This is a genomic window from Phycisphaeraceae bacterium (assembly GCA_019636735.1).
In the GTDB taxonomy this organism is placed as follows: Bacteria; Planctomycetota; Phycisphaerae; order Phycisphaerales; family SM1A02; genus VGXK01.
On the sequence record JAHBWY010000008.1, the window covers coordinates 24,074 to 47,906 of the forward strand.

Consider the following 23,833-nt stretch of genomic DNA (forward strand, 5'->3'; position numbering starts at 1 on the left):
GCCTTCATACCGGGTCTCCACCGCCGGGGGCGATGAACATCCCCCAACCTCCGAAGTGGAGCCGGGTATGGCGAGAAGCGCCGAGCTTTGCAACAAGCCGAGTTTGGGTCGAGAGTGAGTTCGGATGGCCTTGGCCTTGGTTGTTTGTCTCATGCGAGGACACGCGGTGGGACTCACTCCAGGATCGAGGGGAGTTGGTGGAGCGCGGGATCGCCATCGACCCGCTGTCCTTCCCCGAGAGCCAAAGGGGCGTGGTGCAAGCTCAGCGCGGAGTTCGGACGGAGTTCGCTTGGAGCACTGCGGCTCTGCCGCTTGGCATTCAGATCGACCGGGGCGCCATCACCGGTGGTGCCTGGGCTCTTGCTTGGCTTGGCATCTTCGCAGTGGCCCGGCTTCCAGGTGTCATACGAGATCGATGGCGGCGACGCCGTCAGCGTTGCCGGTCATGCGGTCACCAGCTCTTCGATGACGAGTCCTACGCGGAAGCGAGAGTGATCTGCCCCGAGTGCGGTTGCCTCGCGTTCAAGAGAAAGCCACTCATCTCACGACGGCTGACATCCACCGCCGTGTGGATGGCGCTGCTCGTGGTGATCTTCGATGGAGCGTTCGCCGCCTATCTTGTCGGGCGTCGCACCGCGCCCCCGGCCTTGCACCGGGCGGCGTGGCGGGGAGACCTGACGACGATCGATCGCGAGATTGCGCGTGGCGTCTCTCCCGACCTCGAGGACAGTTCAGGCTACTGGTCGGATACAACCGCGCTCATGTTTGCCGCCCGCGCGGGGCAGGCAGCCGCCGTGGAGCGCCTGCTTCAGCATGGTGCCAACGCTGGTCACTCAGGAGCGACCGCTGATGGAGGTCGGAGTCGGCTGCCCGCTGTTTCGTGGGCGGCGATCGGCGGTTCGGTTGAAGTCCTCCGGATCCTGATCGATGCGGGCGCGATGTCGGGTCAGCCAAAGAGCCCTCAGGCGATAGTGACACCGATCCACCTCGTTTCGACTGCCGCGCAGCGGGGGCACACGGAAGCCTTCAAGTGGCTTGTTGATCGATTCGGGACTGAAGCGCTCTTCTCGGCGAATGGTCAACCCATCTCGATCGCATTGGCTGTTCAGGCAGGTGAACTCGACCATCTCCGCGCCGTCCTCGACGCATCCGAGTCGCATCTCGGATCGCGGGACGCGCTCGCGGAGCTCATCCTGAAGTGGTTTGCGAACGACTGGGACTATCTTCTCATTGCGGCGGTGGCGCGAGGTCGAGGTGAAGTGCTGCAGGAGATCACCGAACGGTATGCCTCGGGCGATGAGTGGAACTTCCTCGTTCGCGTGGCCATCGAGGCGTCGCGTGATGATTTGGTTCCCCATCTGATCGAGTTCGGGATCCAACCTCGATGCACCGAGCTGCGCATCGCAATCGGAGACGGGGCGAGCCATCTCATCCCCAGCCTGCTGGCGGCGGGCGCCGATCCAAATGAGCCGAGATGCAGGGGCAATTCACCGCTCATGATGGCGATTCGCAGGAACAATCTCGCGGCGGCGGTCATGCTTGTCGATGCAGGCGCCGCGATCGGGCCGAGTGAGCTCGAGTGGCACGGCACCATGAATGAGATCAACTGGGCCGACATCGATTCGGCGCTCGTCGACATGGTGATCGAGCTCGGCGGAGACTTGAATCGTCGTGACACCGACGGCCGGACCATCCTGATGCGAGCTGCCCGAGCGGGAAGTGTGCATTGGGTTCGGACACTGCTTGATCGCGGCGCGGATCCAGATGCCACCGACCATGTTCAAGCGCAGGCGATCAACTTCGCAGGCGATCCGGAGATCAGGGACATGCTCAAGGCCGCGATGAAGCGTGAGCGATGAGCCAAGCATGACGATGATCCGGTCCAACATCACCGCCCGGCTCGGCTCTCGATGGGTGTCTGGATTTCCAGTGATGTCGAAGTCCAGCGACCCGGTCATCCTTGATTGGAGGCTGCATTGAACCGGAGGTCCTCTTTGAACCAGCAAAGTGCCGGCAATGACGGGGCTCGTGTTGTCGCCAAGCTCTTCGAAACTCATGGCGATCGCCTTCATGCGCTCGCTCGGCGCCTCTGTGGTCATCGCGCTGATGCCGAGGACATGGTTCAGGAGGTCTTCATGAAGGCGCTTCGGAAGTGGCACACTTTCAAAGGCACTGCCTCTCCGGGGACCTGGCTCTTTGCGATTGCGGCGCGCTCGTGCAAGGCAAGGACACGACGCAAGGGTGGAGTCGATCGCCGGGTCCCGGCGTTCTCGCAGCTTCTGCCCTGGCATGAGAGGTGCGTCATGGAGATCGCCGCCGAGCCCACTGGAATCGAGAGTGGTGCCGAGCGAAAGGAAGCGGTCGAACGGGTGCAGGCAGCGATTGTCCAGCTTCCGGAGCACCTGCGCCTGCCGGTGATCTTCAAGGATGTGCTTGAACTTGGCTTGAACGAGACTGCCCAAGCCCTCAATCTCCATGCCGGAACTGTCAAGACACGACTGCACCGAGCGCGGCTCGCGCTACGAAAGGCGATGCGAGCGCGGTCCTCCCAGATTCCAGCGCCGGTGCCGATCTACGGGAAGCAGGTCTGTCTCGACCTGCTCAGAGCCAAGCTCGACGCAATGGATCGAGGAGATGATCCGCTGCGGGTCCCTGTTCCAAAGGCCGAGCTCTGTGCACGGTGCGGAGCTGTCTTCCGCGAGCTCGACCTTGTGCAGGAGGCATGCGCCGAACTGTCAGAGGGCAGGATGCCGCCAGCTCTCAGGGCGCGCATCCGGGGACTGATCGAACATCAGGAGCGAACACGCCGAGCGATCTCATCTGAACCGCGTCGCGGTCGTCGACCCTTGACGGCCGCTGGCGCGTCAAAGGTGAAGGCAAAGGGGTGATCGCGGGCCGAGCCGAGCGCGGGGGCTGCCGCGCAGTCACGGTGCTCTGGGCGAGCAAGTCAATGCAAATGTCTGGCCGAGTTCATTCCGTTGCCGGTGAACCCGATCGCCCCTGGCAGTGTTCGAGCGCCGCAGCGACCACCGTCGCATAGGTGTAGACAGGACCACCACCCATCATGGCAGCGACTCCGGCGCTGTCCATGATCTCGCGTGCGGTCGCGCCGTTCTTCAAGCACTTCTCGACATGCGTGTAGATGCAGGCATCGCATCGGGCGGCGATGCCCACGGCGAGGGCGATCAGTTCCTTGTGCTTTGCGTCGAGGCCTCCTTCGCCAGAGGTGTCCTTCATGATGGTCTGGAAGAAGGGAGCAAACGCCTTGCCGATCTCGGCCCCGCCCGGGAGTGCTTTCATGGCACTCATGGCCGTGGGCCATCGTCGATAGAACTCTGAAGCGTTGTGATTCATGGTGGTTTGGCTCCGGTGAGGTCACGGTCCGCAGCGATCGGAGGTGCAGGAGGCGGGCCGGGGCGTGATGCGGTTCCACGGCATCCAGCCGACCACCGTTGCAAGCGCACATGTGCCCGAGGCACCGGCGAAGATGAGGCCGGCGCCGAAGAACGCCGGGATGACCATGAACCGAGGATCAATCAACCACGCGAGCGCCGAACCGCTCAGCACGCACACGCCGATCACCAGTTGCACCTGTCGCATCACGCTGATCATCGATGATCCGGAGCCGCCCTCGACGGGGAGCGACTCCTTCTTCCACGCCTCGATCCCGCCGGTCATGTTCACGATCGCGGCGCCGCGCTCGATGAGAGGTGTCGCGAGACGACAGGCATCCTGCGATCGTCGGCCGCTTCGGCAGTGGATGACGATCCTCTGGCCCCCGGCGGCAAGTGCGGCGAGTTGGCCTGGATCGAACCGAGAAAGCGGAGTCAATCGTGCACCGGCAATCCGCTCCCGCGCGTGCTCATCGGGTTCGCGCACATCAACGAGAATCGCCTCGCCGGACTGAAGCCACTCCCGAACCTGCCGAGGGGTCGCTTCCAAGGGTGATCGGGCGCAGGATGAAGCCTGGGGAGTCGGAGTTTCTGGAGTGGAGGGGGGCATGGGTGGTTGCTCCTGAGAGTCCCGAGTGGTGGATCGACGCAGGATCCGCGACCTCTTGGAGGCTGCTGGTCCAAGTCAGGTTCCAAATGGCTTCAGACGATTTCGCCTGATGGGGCCTGGCTGGCGCATTGCGGCAGACGCGCCTGGAGATTGCGGATCGAGGACCCGGACACCAGAACGCAACAGTACACCCCGGTGGAAGCCAGGGCGGTCGGCGCGTCGACGGACGCGGGATTCAGAATCACGCTCGACCAGATGATCGCTTCGAGCGAGTACTGGAAGACGCTGGCGAAGTTGACGCCGTCAGTGCTCCAGAAGCTGGCGAAGTCAGCCGGGCCGGTGCCGCTGCGGGGCTGGCTCAAGCCGAACTCGATGGCCTCGGCGCCCACCGTCGTGGTGGTGAACTGTTGGTAGGTGCTCGATCTCGTTGGTCGCCGTGCTGAAGTGCCACGGTGGTCGAGAACCACCGCCAATCACGCATGCGGCCGCTTCGGCGGCGCTGGTCGGGCCATGCACTCAGGGTCGGGGCGAGGGCTGCGGCGCATCGCGCGGTGGGGAACGCCCACCCCCATTCAACGAGGATGAAGATGGTGGCCTGTCCCTCGAGCGTGAGCGTGCCGGTGGCGTCGATGCCCCACATCGAATCGGGACGATCGGTGATGATCGAGCCGTCGTGAGTGTGCGGAAGCCGGGCGCTCGGCGCGACGCTGCGAGCAGACGCCGCGCATGATCCGGAGCACGCGCCGCGTCGAGTGCGGATGCCTGCGTGGCGGAGATAGGGCCCAGACCTTGTGGTGGCCCCTCCGACCCATGGCGATTCCTGGAGCGCGCCGCGGATGGCGGCGAGATTCGTTCGTCGGTGAGCGCAAGCGGCGTGGGCCGCGGCGAGCCGCGACGGGTGGCGTCTGCTGGACTTGCCGTCGGCGGAGGAGCGCGCGGTCGGCTGCGGGAGCTTCCAGACTCGGCAGACGCGAGCGAGGCCGTAGGGACGATTCGCGGAGGGAGAGCTGGCCTCGCTGCTCATGACGAGCTTCCGCGGCGGAGGGCGGAGACCGTCCTCCAGGTGCTCGATCTTAGTGCTCGGCGTTAATTGATCGTCATATCTGGTCGCCAAGCTGCGGCCTTGAGATCGTGGATGAGCGTGTCGCGCTCGTCCGGACTTCGGCTCTGGAGACCGGACTGTCCGGCGGCGAGGAAGTCATCGCGCCATTGGGAGAGGCGTGCGGTCGAGACGCCGACTTCGGTGTGGGAGAGCGTGTTTGCTGCTTCGCCCTTCAGCAGGCGCAGGACGAGCTGGCTTTCTTTGGACGCGAACTCCATCGGCCCTGCTGGCGCTGCTCGCCACGCTGCGGTCGGCTGCGCCCTGCTTCGCGTCCGGTGAGGATCTGCGGTGGTGTCGTGGCATCGGGGCATTCTCCTTCGAAGCCCCAATCGTGTGTCCAAGGAGATCGAGCACCTACCCATCCGCCGAGTGACGCTTCCTGGCCATGACCGTAAACTCCCAGATCCAGGCCGAAGACTATCGGCCCGACTGGACCTGTCTCAGGGGGGAAAGTCAATGAAGCGCGGCAAGTACGCTTCCCGCCGTCAGATTTCAGAGTGACCCACTACCGATCTCTGCGCTGGCACCTGGATAGACTCGGGTTCGCGAAATGGCGGAGTATCAGTACATGAAGGGACAGGAAGATATGGGCGCATCGCGATCCAGTTTTGACACGGTCACTGCATGTGATGCTCGCAGCACGAACGGCATCGTCCAATTCCGCCAACTGGCGCGGCGTTGGGGAGGATTGGCTCGCCTCGTGATTTTGGTTGGAACCGTGTCACTGCCCGGCCTGGCCGCCCATGGCGACTTGATCCGCGTGTCGGGGCGTGTGCAACGCACGGATGGCCGTCCCATTTCCAATGCAGTCGTCTTCACGGAGTTCGGTGGCCACTCGGAGTGCCGTACGAACGGCACTTTTGAGCTTCGCGTTGATGTGCCGACGGGCGTTCGCCGTGTACGGATCACCGGCGTCACATCCACTGATGAAGGCTCCCTCTCGGGGAGCCGAGAACTGGCGATCGAGGGTCAAACTGGAGACATTGAAGCTGGCGTCATCACTTTAAGTGCATCGCAGCTCTGTGATCCTTCGTGGCTTCCCTCATTCGGAGGCATTGCAGGCGTCACTGGCACGGTTCGTGCCCTCGCCGTGTTTGATGATGGATCCGGCAGAGGACCGGCACTGTACATTGGTGGGGACTTTACGATCGCGGGGGGGGTCCTCGCCAACCGAGTTGTTCGATGGGATGGATCGGGCTGGTCATCGCTCGGGAGTGGCGCGAACCTGGCGGTTCGCGCACTAGCCGTGTATGACGATGGCTTGGGTGGTGGTCCTGCGCTCTATGCGGCCGGCAGTTTCACGACGATCGGCGGCGTCGCGGCCAATCGCATCGCAAAGTGGAACGGATCAAGCTGGTCGGCACTGGGGCTGGGGGTCGGCGGCTCTGACGGTCAGATCGAGGCGCTCGCCGTATACGACAGTGGTACCGGGCCGGCGCTCTACGCCGGGGGGGGCTTCACGATCGCCGGCGGCTCACCAGCGAACAGGGTTGCCAGATGGGACGGAGCCAATTGGACACCGCTCGGCAGTGGCGTCAGTGATGTCGTGTTTGCATTCGTGATTCACGACGAAGGACCAGGCAACGGTTCCTCGCTCTTCGTTGGCGGTGGCTTTGTCTCCGCCGGAGGTGTGCCGGCCAACCGCATTGCAAGGTGGAACGGGATCGCGTGGTCGGCGCTCGGCACCGGAGTCAACAATGCTGTGAGGGCGCTCGAGGTGTTCGACGATGGTCTCGGCGGCAAGCCGATGCTGTACGCGGCGGGGAGCTTCACAATGGCGGGAGGGGCTCCCGCATCTCGCGTTGCTCGATGGGATGGCACCTCTTGGTCAGCCCTCGGACCGGGTCTCAACGACACGGTCAATGCGCTAAAGAGCCTGGATGATGACTCGGGCCCCCTTCTCTATGCGACGGGAGCATTTTCGAGTGCTGGCGGAACGGCTACGAGTCGCATCGCGCGTTGGAACGGTTCTCGTACTTCTGTATAGTGAGCTTCCCGGTTATCAAAGTGCTGGCCTCCATCAAACTCGAGGGCGAGTCATCTCCGAGGCTGGCAGTCGGAGGTGATTTTTCGATTGCAGGAGGACTTCCCGCTCTGCGGCTGGCGCTCTGGAGCGGCTCCGAATGGTCTCTGCTGGACCACGGGTTTAACAACTCTGTATGGACCACTCTCGTCTTTGATGACGGTACTGGTGGAGGACCGGCGCTCTTCGTCGCCGGTGGATTCGTGGCGATCGGAGATCAGTCCCTCAACAGAATTGCCAAGTGGGACGGAACGCAGTGGCTCCCCCTTGGGAGCGGCCTCAATGGACTCGTCTATGCGCTCGCCACACTGGGAAGCGGACCGGGGGGCGCACTTGAACTCTATGCTGGTGGTGAATTCACCACTGCGGGCGGTGTAAGCGCCAATCATATTGCCCGTTGGACAGGCTCGCAGTGGCTGCCGCTCGGCGCCGGTACCAGCGGAATCGTGACCGCGATGGCTGCTCACGCGCCATCTCCAGGCGCTCCGAAGCAACTCTATGTGGGCGGGCAGTTTGCATTCGCTGGCGGACTGTTCTCGCAGGTGATTGCAAGCTGGACAGGTTCCCAATGGGTTGCGGTCGGAGGTCTTGGCGGCCCCACCGCGAACATCCATGACTTTGCACATTTCGACGACGGGAGTGGTGTTGGACCTCAGCTCTACGCTGCGGGGTCCTTTCAGATCGCGGGCGGTGCTCCAGCGAACTTCATCGCCAAGAGAACGCCCACCGGCTGGGTGCCCGTTGGCGGCGGTACCAACGGAGTTATCTCTGCGCTCCTTGTGCATGATGATGGCTTTGGACTGGGATCGGCGCTCTACGCCGCCGGTAGCTTCACCCTTGCAGGTGCTGTGCCGGCGAATGGGATCGCGAAGTGGAATGGAGCGCAGTGGTCTGCGCTCGGCGAAGGACTGACGGCGGGCAGCTTTCAGACATCGGTTGAGACACTGGCGTCATTCGACGACGGTCAAGGAGATGGCCCGGCGCTCTTCGCTGGAGGCGATTTCACAGTGGCCGGCGGAAAGCCTGCCGCTTTCATCGCACGATGGGGCGGTCGCTCATGCAACACTTGGTCTGCGCTGCCGGGCATACTCAATGACCGAGTTCTGACACTTGCGGCCTACGAAACGGGCGGAGCCCGTGGACTGATTGCCGGAGGCTCTTTCAGGGCTAGTCCCGCTGCCGACAGTTACCTAGCGCGATTCGGGGGCTGTCCGTCGCTTGAGTGCCTACCGGAAGACTTTAACTGCGATGGACTTGTAAACGGCTTTGAATTGGGGACCCTTCTTGGTCTATGGGGCCCCTGCGACAATTGTGTTGCTGATCTCGACTGCAACGGCATTGTGGATGCTGCCGACCTCGAGTTGCTCCTCAGAAACTGGGGCATCGCTGCGACTTCTTGATGAGCCGCCGGGAACGTCCACCCCGTCCCTGACCTTCCCCCCCGGAAACAGGTCCAGTCGGAGCGAACTCGGACGACGCGACGGTGGAGTTCAGAACGCCAGGACCGCGTCGAGGATCTGCGCGATGATGCCCTTGTCGGCGGCATCCTTCACGAAGCCGGTGTTCATTTTTTCGATCTTCAGATCGTGAATCTGGTTCGAGAGCACGGTGTTGCCCGAGGTGATGTCTTCGGGTCGGCAGCGGCCGGTGAGCTTGATCGAGCTCACCTCCTTGTCGTTCTGGATCGTCGTGCGTGCTTCGAGAATGAGGTTCCCATTCGGGAGCACCTCGATGACTTCCGCAGTCATGCGTGTGACGAACTCATCGCTCCGGTCGTAGTCACCCTCGCCCTTGAGTCGCTTGCGGCCGATCGCCTCAAAGACAGGTGCGTTGTGTTGCCCCGACTGCGTGGCCACTCCGGGCTGGCCGAAGGCGTCGAAGGAGAAGTTGCCCCAGGCGACCTCGGCGGCAACGCTGTAGTTCTTCTTCGTGTCAAGCGTCTGCCCGCTCTTCGCTCGGCTTGCCTCGCGAACGACGATTTGGACAAGATCGTGTCGTGCGAACTTCCGCTGTTCCGGGCTTCGCACGGCGAACATGCTCATGGCCTCGATCGAGCCGGGCGCCACGGGCTGCTTGTCGAAGCGTGCCGGCCGCGACAGCGCCACCGCCAGGAGCGAGGCGTTGCTTCGCACAACCGGTTCGGGTGGTCCGGGCGGCTCCTCGAAGGTGGCGGCAAGGGCAACCGAGACCGCCGCAGGTGGAAGCGCGGCGCCGCTTGGGGATGCTGCGCCGCTGGCGATCGCACCCGGCTGTGCAGCGCCGGAAGCGGCACTCAACGCCGCTCGGCCAGCCGTACCAGCCGCCGAATTCGCACCCGTGGCCGCGCCCGTCGATGCGGTGCCGGTGCCAGCCGCGCTTGCGGCGCTTGGCGCGACAGCGGCACCCGAGGGGCTCGTGGCGCCGGGAGCTGGCGCCTGCGCTGCGACCGCCGGAGTCATCATCAAGGCGCCGCCCAGGGCGAGAAGCGACAGCGCAGTCACACCCGTGACTGAGTTGGCGCGAGGCGCATGCACGACGCGGTCGCGAGCGCCGCCGATGTACGACCGAGTGGAGGACACCTGCACGGCGCTGGGGCGTTGAACTTCCGAGGACCCAACGGCCAAGCCCGCGGCCATCGCCTGCGCGGCATCAGCGCGAAGGGCAGCCGAACTCTCCCAGTCTGCGCGAGTGGTCGTTGGCTCCATTCCCTCGGAGCCAGCAGCGCCAAGTTGATGGGCGGTGAACTCCGGGGCACCAGTCTCTGCCGGGCCGAACATTGTGGAGCGAGCGTTGCGTCGGGTCATGATGTGTGCACCTTGGTCGAGAAGTCGGGCCCCGCGTCAACTGGCGCGCTGGCGCTGGGCAAGGACGGCTTCGCCTCGCCCGGTCACGGTGGCCGAGATGGTCGAGCGCTGGCGCTGACCCGAGACCACGCGAACAAGTTCGATCACTTCGCCCTCGCGGCCGTCGCTCTGGGCGATCGCATCGACGCTGAGTGCGAGCGAGCCGACGACCGAGCGCACCACGACGCGATCGCCTCGACGCACGAGGAGCTGACGCTCAAACTGCGAGTCGAAGATCGGTTCGCCTGCGCGGACGCTCGATGCGAGCACGCGGCCACCCACCGCACCCGGGCGCACGATTCGGAGTCGCTCGCTGGGCCTGACCCACACGAGGGCTCCGTCAACATCGCCATCGCCCGGCTGATCGCCCTTGCGCAGGTCGCGCGACGCGACGGTCGCAAGCCGCGCGACTTCAGCAAACGCAGAGAGATTCGTTCGTCGCTCGACGCGTCCCTCGCGCCACCAGCGCACCGCGAACTCGGCGCGATCGCCGTCGAGCAGCCCGATCGGTTCAATCTCGATTCGAAGGTGGTTCGGAACTTCCGCGAGCGTCGCCGCATCGAGTCCCTCGAACGAAATGCGAACGGAGTCCGATGGTTCATTCAGAGCGCGACCGATGGCGTCGGCGACCAGCGCTCGCACCGATCGTTCATCGCTCACGGCAGAAGCCAGCACCGGATCACTGCTTCCGCGTCGGCCTGCGCGACGGGGATCGATTCGCCGAGGCTCCATGCGTTGGGTCCCGTCGGCAGCAATCCCCCGGCCATCGCCGGCAGTGCCGGTCGGGCCGTCGGCGGCGCCCGAACGGCCGCTCGCCGCGCCGGAATCACCTGCACCGTCGCTTCGCCCGGTCCCCTTGGGAGCGATCGAGATTGGCGCATTTGCGCCAAGCGCGCCCGCGGCTTCGCTCAGGCGCGGGCGGATGACGACACGACGGCCTTCAAGATCGATGCGCGCCCAGTTCGCGCCAGCCTGTTCGAGACGGCGGCGAATCTCTTCGACGGTGACCTCTCGGGCCGGAGCGCCCGATGGAACGGTCGCGATGACCAGATCGCCGAAGCGCGACACCTCGCTCCCCTGCAACTCCGCGACATCGCGCAGGAGCACCGCTCCATCATCACTTCGCGCACGCACCGCGCTGCGCAGGATGATCGAATCGGCGCCCGCCGCAACCGCAAGGAGCCACGGCAGCGCGAGCGCCGCGTGGCGCGCAGGCCACCACCGGCGGTGGGGTGATCGGCTCGGCAAATGCGACGGAGCGTGCGTGGGCATCATGGTCTCACCGAGGGGTCAGCGACTCAGTAGCGCCAGAGGCTGTTGATGGTCTGCCAGTTCGAGTTGGCGGCCTGGATGACCTGACTGTTCATCTCGAACGCGCGCTGCGTCTGGATGAGTTGCACAAGCTGAGTCACGGGATCGACATTCGAGCTTTCGAGTGCACCCTGAAGGATGCTGCCATTGCCATCTTCAAGAGGGTCGTTCAGGATCGGCTCGCCGCTGGCCTGCGTCTCGATGTAGAGGTTGTTGCCGACGGGCAGAAGACCGGCCGGATTGATGAATCGAGCCAACTGAATGACGCCGAGCTGCGTCTGCTGCCCGGTCTGGAAGGTGGCCGTGACGACACCGTCAAGCGTCACCGTGACACCGATCGCCTCCTGTGGAATCACGATGTCAGGAATCAGCGGCAGGCCCTGGCCATTCGCGAGGACGAGTTGTCCCTCGTTGTTCGGAATGAAGGTGCCCAGCCGCGTGTAGGCGATGCCGCCGCCGAGATCGTCGTTCGTCTCGATCTGGAAGAACCCTTCGCCCTGAACGCAGAAGTCGAAGGGCTGCCCTGTGGTGCGCGGCGACCCCTGCTGGAAGTTCTGCTGAATGCCCGAGACGCGCGTGCCCAGGCCCACCGAAATGCCGATCGGGCTGTACTGCCCGGAGACATTCTCGACACCCGGCTGCTGCTTCTGCATGTAGAGCAGGTCGGCGAAGTTCGCGCGGCTCGCCTTGAAGGCGTCGGTGTCGACATTGGCGAGGTTGTTCGCGATGACTTCAAGCTGCGTGGTCAGCGCGCTCAGTCCGGTCGCCGAGGTGTTGAGTGCGGTGGAGCTCATGGGTGAGGTCTGTGGGCGTGGGGTGCGAGAGAGGGCTCAAACTCATGTCGCGTTCGAGCGCTCGCGGGTTCAGGCGAAGCGACCGAATGCCTCCATCGATCGACGCGTGATCTGGTCCTGCTGGCGGATGAGATTGGTGCCGGCCTCGAAGGCGCGGGTGGACTTCATGACCGAAACGAGTTCGGAGATGGGATCGACCGCGCTCTCCTCGACGGCGGACTGCACGATCGTGGCCGAGGCCTCGGGAAGCGGCGGCAGACCGTTGCGACGGATGACGGAGTTCAGGGCGTCGGCCGTGTAGAGACCATCACCGCGCTTGCGCAGCGCCTGCGACGCCACATCGACCAGCGCAAGCTGTGAGAGTGTTCCCTCGCCCTGCGAGATGGTCCCATCTTCAAACACCGTGATGGGGCGCGATCGATCGATCACGATCGGATCGCCGTCGCGGTTGAGCACCGTGGCGCCGGAGTTGGCCATGACCAATCGCCCCGTGGCGTCGAGTTCGAGGCGACCATCGCGCGTCAACGCGAGCGCGCCCTGGCGATCGCGCACGACCATGAACCCGGCACCGTTGAGGGCGAGGTCAAGAGGTTTTGAAGTCGTCCGAAAGCCGCCCTGGCGGAAGTCGGTGCGCGTCGGATTGATCTGAATGCCTCCCCCGAGGCGCTCGAGAATTGGCTGAGGTGGCGCCCCGGGCACGCTGCCGGTCAGTCGCTCCGGGGAGCGCTCGCGAGCGATGACCCAGTCAGGCTTGAAGGCCGTGGTCGTCGCGTTCGCGAGGTTGTTCGCCGCCACATCAAGGCGGTGCATGCTGGTGAGGACGCCCGCGGCGGAGAGCGTTGTGCCGTAGTTCATGGCGCGCTCCTTCGGTCTCGCGCGGCCCCCTTGGGCGTGATCACTCCCGACGGTGGAACTGATGAGGCTCGGGGTGAAGTGCGGCCGGCGCCCGCAGCAAGGTCACCGTCACCGGCGCCATGGGTCGATCGAACGCGGTGGAGCATTGCCGCCACCCGGGCATAGCCAAGCAGGTCGAGGCCGATGCCCGCGATCGAGAGCGGCGCTGGCGCGAAGAGGTGAGAGGGCCGGTTGGAGGGCATGGCCGAGGGGCTAAGGCAAGCGCCGTGCCGGACTCGGAATGAGTTCAATGGCTTGACTCTGAAGCCGCCAGCGGGCTTGTGGCGCAGAAACCGCGCGAATGATGGTCTCGAAGTGCGCCGACCGTGCGCGGCCAATAACCGCTTGGGGGTGCCTTTCGAGCGGGGTTTGATTCAGTTCAGGTTTTGACTGTCAGCACCAAGGTGGCCCTCCGCTCCTGCAAGAGGTCAATAAGCAAACTTGTGCCCAAGTCAATGGAAATCAGTGACTTCGGCTCAAGTCGTCCACTGGATATCCACAACCACTCTCGCTATCTTTGCAGCCCTTCGCGCCCGGGGACCGATGCTCACCAGCACGGTCCCGCAGTGCGGATCGACACGATGGTCTCTCCAGCCCCACGCGGTTCGGCACGCAGCGAGTGCCCACACATCGATCGCAACGATCATCGGTGCGCAAGCCGATTTTCGCTGGGCTCCATCGATTCGATGTTCCACTTCTGCTGCGGCGGTCAGCACGGTTGCCCGGTCTTCCACCGGATCAACATGGAGCTTGCCCATGCGGAGTGCTCGTCCCAATCCGGCCCGCTCATCGGTCGCGGAAGCACCGTTGCCATCTCGGTCGGTGGCGAAGCGCTCCTCCGGCAAGCGGTCTGAATCTCAAAGGTCAGAATCGCCGGGATCTGCCTCGCCCATGGGGCTGGCGGTTCGTGACTTCATGATGTTCGCCAGGGTCGAGGCGGGGCTCTCCAAGGCGACAATCGAAGCCTATTCACGCGATCTCGTGGACTTCGTTCGCGATATCGATCCAAAATCAGACAAAGAGCCGGGCACCATTACTTACGATGATGTCGCCGGTCACCTGAGGCATCTCGCCAAGGACCGAGATCTTGATCCGGCGTCGATCGTGCGTCATCTGGCGACAATTCGCGTATTCTTCAGATATCTTCACGCCAACCGGCGAATCGAGCGAGATCCTGCAAGGCTGGTTGAACGGCCGATCCGGTGGCGCCGGATCCCCAATGTCCTGATTCCGAGCCAGATGCGGAAGCTGGTCGAAGCGCCAAGTGCCGAGTGGGGCGGACTTTGGCTACGGGACCGGGCGATGCTCGAACTGATGTACGCCGCTGGCCTTCGGGCGAGTGAGGTGGGGGCCCTCAAGCTCAACGACCTGAACGAGACCCTCGCGTGCTTGGTCATCACCGGAAAGGGGCAGAAGCAGCGCGTTGTTCCGATTGGGACGCCCGCCCTGAACTGGACCCGCCGCTACCTGAGCGAACTCCGTCCACTCCTGGCCCGATGGCCCGATGGCCGCGATCGCTTCCGCCTGATCCTCTCCTTCAGCGGTAGGCCGATCGAACGGGTGGCGGTGTGGCAGATCGTTCGCCGAGCGGCGGCTCGTGCAGGACTCGACCATGTTCACCCTCACGCGCTCAGGCACAGTTTCGCGACCCACATGGTGGGTGGAGGCGCAGACCTCCGAGTGGTGCAGGAGCTCCTCGGTCACGCCGACATCGGGACGACGCAGATCTACACGCAGGTCGATCGGACCCGCCTTCGAGATGTGCTGAAGCGCTTCCATCCGCGCGAAGGGTGAGCACGCTGCTGGTGAGATCCGCTTCGGACGCTCGTCATGTGAAGAGTCGCCGCGCCATTGCCGCCGCAAGTCACTCACTTCAAGCGATCCACACAAGAGGCGGGAGTCGCCACTCGGCCGCATGGAGCGACGCCCACGGAGTTGAACTGCGAGCCGAGCCGCCCCAACAAAGTTGGGAGTCGCCACTCCGCGTGGAATGGCGACTCCCGAGTGATGCGACTTGGAGGGGCCGTGCCCCATCCAATCCCGTGCCGCAGAAGCGTGTCAGGGAAGCTGGCCGATCAGCGTCGGCGCCGCATGCCAACCACGCCCGCAAGCCCCAGGAGCGCCAATGCGCCGGGCGCGGGGATCAGGTTGCCGGTGACGCCCACGGCCACCAGGTCTGGGCCATTCATGCCGTTGGCGGCTTCGAATCGGAAGCCGATGATGTTCTGCCACGACGCATCGAGGCTGATGCCGACGCCGAAGACCTGCTGCGCGCCGCTGATCTCGACCGTGTCGAGCGTCCAGCCTGCCGCGCCCATGTCACCCCGCAGGGCCATGATCGAATCGGTGACTGAACCATCGGATCGAATGCCGCGAATGCGCAGATCGCTGTTCCCGCCGCGCTCGAGGATGGCGAGCTCAACGGAGTTCGAATCGCCATCGGCGTTCAGGATCTGGCCATTCGCAAGGAAGAGGTCCAGCGTCCATGCGCCGTTGTCCTCGCCGTCGATGATCCACGACATGTTCTTGTAGCCGTTGAAGCTGCCGAAGACTTCGCCGATCGTGCCGGTCCCCGAACCCTCGCCGGCGAACGGCGAGGCGTTGTCGGCGCGATCCGGGTTCCCGGAGTATGCGTTGCCGCTCGAGTTCATGTCGCGCGGAACGGCGTCAAGCCAGCCGAAGGTGCCGACATTGTTCGTGAACGATCCATCGCCCCACTTCAGAAAGTTCGAGCCGTTCCAGAGATCGGTCGAGCTGATGAACCCAAGCGAGGTCAGTTCACGGTCGCCTCCGTGAAGGACCGTGCTGGTGCTCGATGAAGCAACCTTATGGAAGGTGGTCGAACTCCACGCGGGAGCCAACAGGGTGAGCGAGGCGCCAAGACCAACGACGATGGTGCAACGAGCGTGCATGAGTGAACTTCTCCTCTTGCCGGTGTGGTGAATGACCCGGACCACACCACCATGCGTTGTCCCGGGCGTTGTGCTGAGACGAACCTTTCACTTGCTCGCGAATTCAACGCTCTGGGACGCCTGCGCCCGCCCATGAAGGACCGCGAAGTGTGCAAGGTCCCGTAGGCTGCGGGTGTGAACACCGATCCATGCATCCTCGTCATCCTCGGCGCCTCGGGCGACCTCGCGAAGCGGAAGCTCATTCCCTCCATGGCGGAGATGTCGCGCCTCGGTCTGCTCAATCCGAAGACAGTTATCGTCGGTGTCAGCCGCACGCCCAAGCGCGATGACGAGTGGCGCGATGAACTCCTGCCGTGGGTGCGCGAACATGCGAGCGGCTTTGATGAGCACGCCTGGTCGGAGCTGGCGCGACGGATCTTCTATCACGCCGGAGATGCGACGAAGCCGGAGGTGTATCCCGGTCTCACGGCCCAACTCGATGAACTCGCGCGCGAACATGGCACGCACGGGAACATCCTCTTCTATCTCAGCGTGGCTCCCGAGCTCTACGAGCCGATCGTCTCCCGTATCGATGAAGCGGGACTCGTGACCGAGGGGCGGCGGTGGTGTTCGGTCGATCCCTCGTCGCGCTCCTGGCAGCGCATCGTGGTCGAGAAGCCCTTCGGCTCCGACGACGAAAGCGCCGCGAGCCTCAATCGGGCGCTTGGTCGAGTCTTCGATGAGGAGGCGATCTATCGCATCGATCACTATCTCGGCAAGGGTGTCGTGCAGGGTCTCCTTGCGCTGCGCTTCGCCAACACCATCTTCGAGCCGGTGTGGAACCAGCGCTACATCGATCATGTCCAGATCACGGCGGCGGAGACGGTCGGAGTCGGACAACGCATCGGCTTCTACGACGGCACCGGTGCCATCCGCGACATGATTCAGTCGCACCTGCTCCAGATCCTCACCTTCGTGGCGATGGAGCCACCCACGCTCTTCCGCGCCGAGCACATCCGCGCAGAGAAGGTGAAGGTCGTCGATGCGATCAAGATGCCGCCGAGAGAGCGACTGGGTGAGTTCGGTGCGCTTGGCCAGTATGGCGCCGGTGGTGGCGAGCCCGCCTATCACCTGGAGCAGGGTGTCGATCCGCAATCACGGACGGAGACCTTCGCGGCCATCAAGCTGATCTTCGATAACTGGCGCTGGGCCGGCACGCCGTTCTATCTCCGCACGGGCAAGAAGATGGCGGCGAAGCGCACGGAGATCGTCGTGCAGTTCAAGCCGCCCGCCGCGAATCTCTTTCGCGAGGTGATCCCGGCGCCGCCCGAGGCCAATCGCATGATCATCGAGATTGCACCGCACGAGCGATTCCGGCTTCGATTTGAAGGGAAGGAGCCCGGCCAGGGCTTCAAGCTGACGCCGATGGAGCTCATCATGGATTATCGCGAGCAGTTCAATGTTGAACCGCTCGAGGCATATGGCCCGCTCATCATCGACGCCATGCGCGGCGATCAGAGTCTCTACAAACATCGCATGGAAGTTGAAGGCGCATGGCGCGCCGTCATGCCGTTCATCGGTCCGGAGAGTGAGCCGCTGCGCCGCTCGATTCACGCCAATTACGCGCCCGGAAGCTGGGGACCGGAGACGGCCGACGCGATGCTTGCGCGCGACGGTCGACGCTGGCACAACCCGCGGTGAGGGTGATGGTGACGGGGTCGCTCTCATCGGTCCACCCCGTGTGAGAGTGTGAGATTGGTACCTGTCCCCTGCGGTCGCAATCTTCCGCAACCGGCGGACTTCCGCGCGACGCTGCGGCCGAGCGTCAGCCCTTCGACGCTGACGGTCGCCAGAATCGTTCGTGCAGCGCCAGAAGCCTCGAGTAGTCCCCTGTATCTGCGAGCTTCACTGCGGTGAGGTACTCGCCGCGAACAACGCTGGAGGTGCCGATTGTCGACTCGGGCCACTCGACTGGCTCGGCGCCATGGCGCATGAGCCAGATGTTCGCGAGCATTCGCGCCCACCGTCCGTTGCCGTTCGCGAAGGGATGAATGCGAACGGCGCGATGGTGAAGCCTGACCGCCTGTTCGAGGAGCGGCATGCTCGATTCCTGCCACGCAGCGAGATCTGCCCGCAGCTCGTGGAGTTCGACCTCGATGTTGCGAGGGAGCGAACCGATGTTGGTCTCGTGCGTGCGACGATTCCCTGCCCAGGTCCAGACATCGCCGAACATCTCTTGGTGGAGCCTGAGCATCCACGCGACATCGAAGGGTGCCGCACGGCTCGTCGGCCTTGAGGCCAGGTACTTCACGATCGCCTTGCGGATGTTCTCGGCTTCAACCGCGTTGAGAGCGGCCTTCGTGGTGATGCCCTGGACGCGAAGACCCGAGAGGTCGTCGAGTGGCGTTTCGCCGGGGATCGGTTCCTCATCAACCATCAATCGGACCAGAGCCTTCGCTTCGGTCCCGCGAGCAACTCGTGGAACGATCGCTCGACGATACGGTTGTAGGTGGCTGCATCCACTGCCTGACTCTCCAGCGCACTCGTCCCTTGCACCAGGCGCGCGATTCGCTCAGCCTTCGATCGAGCCTGACGCCGACGGAACTCGTCGATGTCCGTCTCCGCGAGGCCGATAGGAGCGCCGAGCACATCGGCGACCTTCGCCACATTGACGAACGAAGCTTCGGCGAGGTGCCCGCGCAGGATGCGCCGCACGGTGGGCAGAGAGACACCGCTTCTCTGCGCGATCGCCACGAGGCTCATTCCGAGGTCTCGTCGTCGTTGGTCGAGGCGGTCCCCCGTGACGGCGGCGATTGCGTTCATCGGCATACAGTATCATATACGACTCTTTTCACACACTAATAGAGTCATACATGAGGTCTTGCTTCAGAAGCGAGCCCTATAACTGTTAGAACGAGCGACTTCTGCTGCACGGTGGCGGCGAGCACCCCCTCCCACCAACCGCGCTCTTCTGGAGCGCCGCTCCAGATTTGCAAGGATCGGGGCCGGAGCGCCCACCAACTGGCGACAGGAAGTGGATGCGAAACATCCGAAGTTCGGATGTTTAACTTCCGGATCGACTTGTGCCTGACCGGTCGACCAAGCCCCTCAACTCGCCGCAGTGACGGAACCCCGGCGCTCCACAGCTCTGCGGGAAGCGCCGTGGCCCACACCCTCATCCTGTCGCGCGGTGCGAAAGCTTCTGCTCCTGCCGAAGTCGATCGGCGAGAAAGGTCTTGAGCAGCGACTGGTACGGAACATCGCGCTGATTGGCCAGGACCTTGAGCTCATCGATCATGCTCTGCGGCAAGCGCAGCGAGATCGTCGCCGTCGAGGGCTGAAGGTTGGGGAATCGCGCGCGGCCGGCGCCGGCCCAGTCGAGGTAGGCGACCGAGTCATGCGACTGCCAGAAGCGCCGCTCGGCGGCTTCACTCCTGAACTTCGGGATCCGCTTGAGACTCCGCTTTCCTTGCTTCTTCGTCATAGATGCTGCGCTGCCGTCGACTCATGGGCCGCGCCGACACGATCACCGGGGAGTGTATGTCCGCCACTCACGGAGTCAGGCTGCTGGCTGAACTGCCGACGCACCCCTCCCCACCGCCTTGTCGAAGAGCTCGTCGGGGACGGCGTTGGCGTAGTGGCGACCGCTCACCTCGATGCTGTGGCCGATCCACTTGCTCACCGCGAACTGCGGGAAGCGCATCGCCCATTCCTTATCGCAGCTCGAGCGCAGCGTCTGCCAGAGGCGCTGCCACGGTTCCACTCCGGCCCGCGCGCAGATGCGTCGCACCGGTCGAATCAACGCTCCCTTGCCGCGCATGGCAATGAGCCGCTCCTCGCCTTCGGGGCATGACTCGAACCTCGCCTGCAGCAGCGCCATGAGAGGCGCCGTGATCGGCACCACGCGTTCACCGTGACCGGCCCAGCGCTCGGTCTTCGGGCTGCGGACCGTGAGTCGCCCGCGATCGAAGTCGACATGTGCCCAGGTCAGAATGTGCGACTCGCTGGCCACGCGAAGACCCGCGTATCGCGCGAGGCCGAAGAGCAAGCGCCACTCGTCGTCGGGACAGGCGTCGATCACGCGCGCGATCTCGTCCGGCGTGATGTAGCGGCGATAGTTGCTCGCCGTGACTCCCGACGCGAGCGCGGCGAACGGATTCGCGTCGACCGCGCCGCGGCGCACGGCGTCGGCCACGATCGACTTCACATTGCCGCAGTGCGTGCGGACCGTCGCCTCGGAGAGGTCGAGCTCCTTGAGCCACCTCCGCCACGCGGTCGCATCCTCCGGCGTGATCTTCCGGATCGCTGTCTTCGGACGAAGAACGCGAAGAGCTTGATGCCCGTCTGCCGCAGCTTCTTGAGGCTGCCGATCTTGCGTTGATCCTCACGCTCGGCGATGTAGCGGTTGACCTGTTCTTCGAGCGTGGTTCCGCGCCGCGGCGCCGCAAGTTCGACTGCGACCAGTTTGTCATAAAGGCGATCGTCGATGCCCGCGAGCCATCGCGCGGTTTCGTCACTCGGCGCGTGCCGCACGAATGTCGCGGTCACGAGGTCCTCGACCCTGACCTTCAGCGCGTCGGCGTATCGCTTCGGCACCTGGCCGAGCGTGATGTGCCGGTACGCACCCGACGCGCTTCTGAATGAAATGAAGCGGCTGCCATTCGATCGGGTCGTGATGCTTGCCAATCTGATCGCTCCGTAGCGCCCTCGGGGCGCACACTCGCTTCCTTGCATGTCGCGCCGGGTTGGCCGGTGCACCCCGACACACTCAGCCAACTCCGGGCCGGAACCTCAAGTCGTGCCGACGGGAATGGCGGCTGCGGCGCTGGGGGAGGTCGCGTTGGCGCTGGCAGTGGCCCCCGCGTCCGACACTGACGGAACTGACGGAACCTCGACCGAGTCCGCGGAATCGGTCGCCTCCGTCGCGCCGTTCGCGGAAGTGGGCGCGATGTGGGCCGCCCCCGCCGCGACAGGGCCACCGTGTTGGGCCGTGGGCGTAGTTCCGTCGGAAGTGGCAGCCCAGCCGGTCAGCGCGAAGCGCGCCGTGGGTTGGCCACCCTTTGGCCCGGGTGGCGCGCGGTGCCATTCGCCGATTCCGGCTGCGGCCATGCGGTCCAACTCAGCCCGCGCCTCGCGCACCGTGTCGAGCGATCGAATCCGCTGCCAGTCGCGCGCCGTGACTGGCTTGCCCTGTCGCGCGAGCAGGTCGACCAGGCGCTGCTCTTCCTGCTCCGCCTCATCCGCCGCGAGCATCGCGTAGACGCGCCGCGCTTCGACCGCGAACCAGCGCGAGAGCCGAACGCCTGAGGCAATGCTCGCCGCGTCGACGACCTCTGCGTCAGCGAGCGCGGCCTCCTCCGCAGCCGCGCGGACAAGGTGCACGATCAGAGCCAGCCGCGCCGCGTACCCCTCGAGCTTGCTCCATGCCGCCGCCTCGTCGCCCACCAGCGCGAGCTGCTCTTCGCCGTGCTCGTTCACGAAGTCGACCCACACCTGCTTCGCCCGCGCGTCGAGTCGCAGGTGGCGCGGCGCGGGGTCACCCTCGGCAGTGCGATCCGCCTCAAGCTCGTAGAGGCGGTCGAAGAGAAGCGTCACTGCGTTCTCAGTGAACGAATCAACCTCCGCCTCGCTCCAGCGCTTGGCGCGTCGCGGCGGATACGCAAGCAGCAGTCGCGCCAGCAGACCGTTCTGGCGGTGCTGTTCACCGAGAGCCCGATGCAAGATCGCCGGTTGAACGCCGCCTGCGAGCGCGACCGCTGCATTGGGCACATAGGTCGTTCCGCTCGTCTTGCGATCGACGATCAGCGGATCGGCGTCGAACATCTGGAGCCAGCGGGCGACATCGTCGGCGCCGCCGCCGTTCTTGTACTGACCGAAGCTGAACCAGCCGGAGAGCTCGCTTCGGCAAGTGAGCAGGCCGCGCGGGTTCTCCTGGAGGAGCGTGGCGAGCGCCTCGGTGGTGCAATCCTCGATCCAGGTGCGCGGACAGATCGGCCGCTCGGGTGAGGCGGGAGGCTGCGCGACGGGATGCTGCGCGGCGAGAGTCTCCGCGGCGCGTGGCAGTGAGGGGCAGGACTCCGGGACGAGCTGCTCCGCGGCGCCGAGATGCCTGTCCGCTTCGACGCCCGCGTCAGCCTCGGTCCTGCGCCGCTTCGTGTTCGTGGCTTCCTTCTTCCACTTGGCGAGCGCGATCTCGTGGAGCTTCATCTCTCCTTCCCATCGCTCGACCGCGTCCCGATGTTCCTTCATCTGCCGATGCTGTCGCGCGTGCGCGGGCCTCAGCGAGTAGCGGAACGCCGGCGACTTCTGCGTGCCGCTTTCGCCGATGATCGCGGTCCAGATCACTGCCGGTTCCGACCAGCCGCGCTTCAACTGGATGCGTCGAGTGTTGCCGACGGCGCCGGCGAGCGCGGAGAAGAGCGGTAGCGCGATGAACGACGCGTCGCAGCCGATGGCGGCAGCGCCCTCGGCGACGAAGGCTCGCAGCGGATCGGGCAGCGCGTCGACGGGGAATGGTCGGTACGGTGGAATGCTCGACCCACCGCGTTTCTCCGAGGGCTCGGGCTCAGCGGCCTCCGCCAGCCCGTCGATCCGCTCATGCACGCTCTCTGCGTCACCGCCGTCGAGCTCGAGCACATCGACGATGTCGCCCGCCTCGGGAAGCTGCGGCCAGTGTTCGCAGAGGCGGAGCACTCGGACTTGCTTGGCACCCGCAGCACGGCAGAGCGCGGTCACCGCGTCGGCGTACTCCTCGCCGGGCTCGTCGTTGTCGGGAAGGACGACCACGAACTTGTCGCGGAGCGGCGACCAATCAGTTTGCGTGGGCGCTCCCGAACCGCCCGCGGAGCAGGTGGCCATGAAGCCGATCGCTCTCGCCGCATGCGCGGCCTTCTCGCCCTCGCAGACATAGACCCATGTGTCCGCTGGCAGCGCGAGAAGCTCGGGCAGATTCCATAGCGGCCGCGGCGCGGGCATGGCCCTGTTGACCCACTGCCCGTCGATCAGCGAGAAGGGAAGGATGGTCTTCGAGGGCTTGGCGCCGGGCCGAGCGCCGGGCGCTGGGGGCCTGTCCCAGCGCACAATCACGCCGACCGGGCCACCGCGCGAGTCGTGGTAGGTCCAGCGATCGCACGCGGGTCCGATCTTGCGTTCGAAAGTGGCGATGAGCGCGTCGGGCGATGGCGCGCGAGCGGGCTCCGCATTGCTCGCTGGTGCGCGGGTGATCGTCGGCGCGGGGCCGGTCGCTTGAGCGCGATCGGGGTGACGCGCGAACATTGGCCCGGCACTGGCCGGCATCAGGTCGCGCATGGTCAGCCCGATGGCGGCGACGACGGAGTCCGTCGTGCACCCAGCATGACAGGTGATGAGCGCGCGACCATCGACGCCAGCTCCGATCGAGAGGGACGGCGAGCGGTCCTCGTGCGCCGGGCATCGGCAGGACCAGCCGCTGCCACTGCGCTTCGGCGTGAGGCCGTGAGCGCGGAGACCATTCAGCACGCGATCGAGGGCCTCGGAGGGAAGCGTGCTCACGCGGCGCCTCCCTGCTTTGATCGCTCGATGAAGAAGCAGAGATCAGCCGGGTCGATCCGCACGCTGCGACCGAAGCGGACGACGGGCAGCGCGCCGCGATTGACGAGCGACCAGATGGTGCGCTCGGTGACACCGAGCACCTTCGCGGCCTGGCGATAGGTGAGTAGCGCGGGGACGAGTGCAACATCCTGCTCGGAGTGCCCGGTCACGCCGCACCCCCACTCGTGCCGTCGCTCTCGCGCTGTTCCTGTCGCGCTCGCGCGAGGAGGATCCTGGCAATGGTGTAGACATCGACGAGCACGACGCGGCCCGCGCGAAGCGCGGGAAGGCGTCCGGCGTCAATCTGTTCTCGCAGCAAGCGCGCCGGCACGCGCAGGCAGCGTGCGGCGACATTGAGCGGCACCGGTTCCGATGGGTAGTGCGTTCCGTGCATGGAACGAACCATCGGGCACGGTCCGGAACCC

The 23,833-nt window shown here is 64.9% G+C and carries 24 protein-coding genes; 6 read left to right on the forward strand and 18 right to left on the reverse strand.

Annotated elements, in window-relative coordinates:
- The first annotated feature begins 572 nt into the window (after positions 1-572).
- Together KF724_11535 and KF724_11540 are read left to right on the forward strand one after the other, a co-directional pair.
- A complete protein-coding gene (locus tag KF724_11535; GenBank protein ID MBX3356315.1) occupies positions 573-1,859 on the forward strand; it encodes an ankyrin repeat domain-containing protein in 1,287 nt (428 codons plus the stop codon).
- Between the two features lie 135 nt (positions 1,860-1,994).
- On the forward strand, positions 1,995-2,888 hold the full coding sequence (locus KF724_11540; GenBank protein ID MBX3356316.1) for an RNA polymerase sigma factor: 894 nt from the start codon (positions 1,995-1,997) through the stop codon (positions 2,886-2,888).
- An 82-nt stretch (positions 2,889-2,970) separates the two neighbouring features.
- On the opposite strand, the gene KF724_11545 is transcribed toward KF724_11540, so the two are convergent.
- The 4 genes from KF724_11545 to KF724_11560 form a co-directional block, all read right to left on the reverse strand.
- Positions 2,971-3,309 (reverse strand): carboxymuconolactone decarboxylase family protein, encoded by a 339-nt coding sequence (locus KF724_11545; GenBank protein ID MBX3356317.1) that lies wholly within the window; start codon positions 3,307-3,309, stop codon positions 2,971-2,973.
- A gap of 66 nt (positions 3,310-3,375) precedes the next feature.
- Positions 3,376-3,942 carry a rhodanese family protein gene (locus tag KF724_11550; GenBank protein MBX3356318.1) on the reverse strand — a complete coding sequence of 189 codons (567 nt, stop codon included), beginning with the start codon at positions 3,940-3,942 and terminating at the stop codon, positions 3,376-3,378.
- A 152-nt stretch (positions 3,943-4,094) separates the two neighbouring features.
- A complete protein-coding gene (locus KF724_11555) occupies positions 4,095-4,391 on the reverse strand; it encodes a hypothetical protein (GenBank protein ID MBX3356319.1) in 297 nt (98 codons plus the stop codon).
- Between the two features lie 697 nt (positions 4,392-5,088).
- Positions 5,089-5,322, reverse strand: coding sequence for a hypothetical protein (locus KF724_11560; protein MBX3356320.1), 234 nt, complete (start codon positions 5,320-5,322; stop codon positions 5,089-5,091).
- 500 nt (positions 5,323-5,822) lie between these two features.
- Between KF724_11560 and KF724_11565 the strand changes: the two genes are divergently transcribed.
- Positions 5,823-7,091: a hypothetical protein gene (locus KF724_11565; protein ID MBX3356321.1), complete on the forward strand. Its 1,269-nt coding sequence runs from the start codon at positions 5,823-5,825 to the stop codon at positions 7,089-7,091.
- Positions 7,091-8,527, forward strand: coding sequence for a hypothetical protein (locus tag KF724_11570; GenBank protein ID MBX3356322.1), 1,437 nt, complete (start codon positions 7,091-7,093; stop codon positions 8,525-8,527). The genes KF724_11565 and KF724_11570 overlap by 1 nt, the downstream gene beginning before the upstream one ends.
- A gap of 90 nt (positions 8,528-8,617) precedes the next feature.
- Here KF724_11570 and KF724_11575 read toward each other — a convergent pair whose 3' ends face one another.
- From KF724_11575 to KF724_11595, 5 genes are all read right to left on the reverse strand, one after another.
- Positions 8,618-9,910 (reverse strand): flagellar basal body L-ring protein FlgH, encoded by a 1,293-nt coding sequence (locus tag KF724_11575; GenBank protein MBX3356323.1) that lies wholly within the window; start codon positions 9,908-9,910, stop codon positions 8,618-8,620.
- A 36-nt stretch (positions 9,911-9,946) separates the two neighbouring features.
- Positions 9,947-11,221, reverse strand: a complete 1,275-nt coding sequence (flgA, locus tag KF724_11580; protein MBX3356324.1) for a flagellar basal body P-ring formation protein FlgA — start codon at positions 11,219-11,221, stop codon at positions 9,947-9,949.
- A 26-nt stretch (positions 11,222-11,247) separates the two neighbouring features.
- Positions 11,248-12,054: a flagellar basal-body rod protein FlgG gene (gene flgG, locus KF724_11585; GenBank protein MBX3356325.1), complete on the reverse strand. Its 807-nt coding sequence runs from the start codon at positions 12,052-12,054 to the stop codon at positions 11,248-11,250.
- Between the two features lie 69 nt (positions 12,055-12,123).
- A complete protein-coding gene (locus tag KF724_11590) occupies positions 12,124-12,909 on the reverse strand; it encodes a flagellar hook basal-body protein (protein MBX3356326.1) in 786 nt (261 codons plus the stop codon).
- A 515-nt stretch (positions 12,910-13,424) separates the two neighbouring features.
- Positions 13,425-13,706 (reverse strand): hypothetical protein, encoded by a 282-nt coding sequence (locus KF724_11595; protein MBX3356327.1) that lies wholly within the window; start codon positions 13,704-13,706, stop codon positions 13,425-13,427.
- 133 nt (positions 13,707-13,839) lie between these two features.
- On the opposite strand from KF724_11595, the gene KF724_11600 reads away from it, so the two are divergent.
- The gene (locus KF724_11600) at positions 13,840-14,742 is read left to right on the forward strand and encodes a tyrosine recombinase (protein MBX3356328.1); all 903 of its coding nucleotides are present in this window, start codon (positions 13,840-13,842) and stop codon (positions 14,740-14,742) included.
- Between the two features lie 281 nt (positions 14,743-15,023).
- Here the strand turns inward: KF724_11600 and KF724_11605 are convergent, their stop codons facing one another.
- Positions 15,024-15,860 (reverse strand): hypothetical protein, encoded by an 837-nt coding sequence (locus tag KF724_11605; protein ID MBX3356329.1) that lies wholly within the window; start codon positions 15,858-15,860, stop codon positions 15,024-15,026.
- Between the two features lie 174 nt (positions 15,861-16,034).
- Here KF724_11605 and zwf point away from each other — a divergent pair, with 174 nt between their 5' ends.
- Entirely contained in the window at positions 16,035-17,540 is a 1,506-nt protein-coding gene (gene zwf, locus KF724_11610; GenBank protein MBX3356330.1) for a glucose-6-phosphate dehydrogenase, read from the forward strand.
- A 124-nt stretch (positions 17,541-17,664) separates the two neighbouring features.
- On the opposite strand, the gene KF724_11615 is transcribed toward zwf, so the two are convergent.
- The 8 genes from KF724_11615 to KF724_11650 form a co-directional block, all read right to left on the reverse strand.
- Positions 17,665-18,276, reverse strand: a complete 612-nt coding sequence (locus tag KF724_11615; protein MBX3356331.1) for a mobile mystery protein B — start codon at positions 18,274-18,276, stop codon at positions 17,665-17,667.
- Positions 18,276-18,662: a helix-turn-helix domain-containing protein gene (locus KF724_11620; protein ID MBX3356332.1), complete on the reverse strand. Its 387-nt coding sequence runs from the start codon at positions 18,660-18,662 to the stop codon at positions 18,276-18,278. Before KF724_11620 ends, KF724_11615 begins: the two co-directional genes overlap by 1 nt.
- A 352-nt stretch (positions 18,663-19,014) precedes the next feature.
- Positions 19,015-19,323: a BrnA antitoxin family protein gene (locus tag KF724_11625; protein ID MBX3356333.1), complete on the reverse strand. Its 309-nt coding sequence runs from the start codon at positions 19,321-19,323 to the stop codon at positions 19,015-19,017.
- A gap of 75 nt (positions 19,324-19,398) precedes the next feature.
- Entirely contained in the window at positions 19,399-20,034 is a 636-nt protein-coding gene (locus KF724_11630; protein ID MBX3356334.1) for a tyrosine-type recombinase/integrase, read from the reverse strand.
- 8 nt (positions 20,035-20,042) lie between these two features.
- Entirely contained in the window at positions 20,043-20,525 is a 483-nt protein-coding gene (locus tag KF724_11635) for a hypothetical protein (protein MBX3356335.1), read from the reverse strand.
- A 105-nt stretch (positions 20,526-20,630) separates the two neighbouring features.
- Positions 20,631-23,369 carry a DUF3987 domain-containing protein gene (locus KF724_11640; protein MBX3356336.1) on the reverse strand — a complete coding sequence of 913 codons (2,739 nt, stop codon included), beginning with the start codon at positions 23,367-23,369 and terminating at the stop codon, positions 20,631-20,633.
- Complete coding sequence (locus KF724_11645; protein ID MBX3356337.1) at positions 23,366-23,578, reverse strand: helix-turn-helix domain-containing protein; 213 nt, start codon at positions 23,576-23,578, stop codon at positions 23,366-23,368. The genes KF724_11640 and KF724_11645 overlap by 4 nt, the downstream gene beginning before the upstream one ends.
- On the reverse strand, positions 23,575-23,802 hold the full coding sequence (locus KF724_11650) for a hypothetical protein (protein ID MBX3356338.1): 228 nt from the start codon (positions 23,800-23,802) through the stop codon (positions 23,575-23,577). Before KF724_11650 ends, KF724_11645 begins: the two co-directional genes overlap by 4 nt.
- Positions 23,803-23,833: the final 31 nt, after the last annotated feature.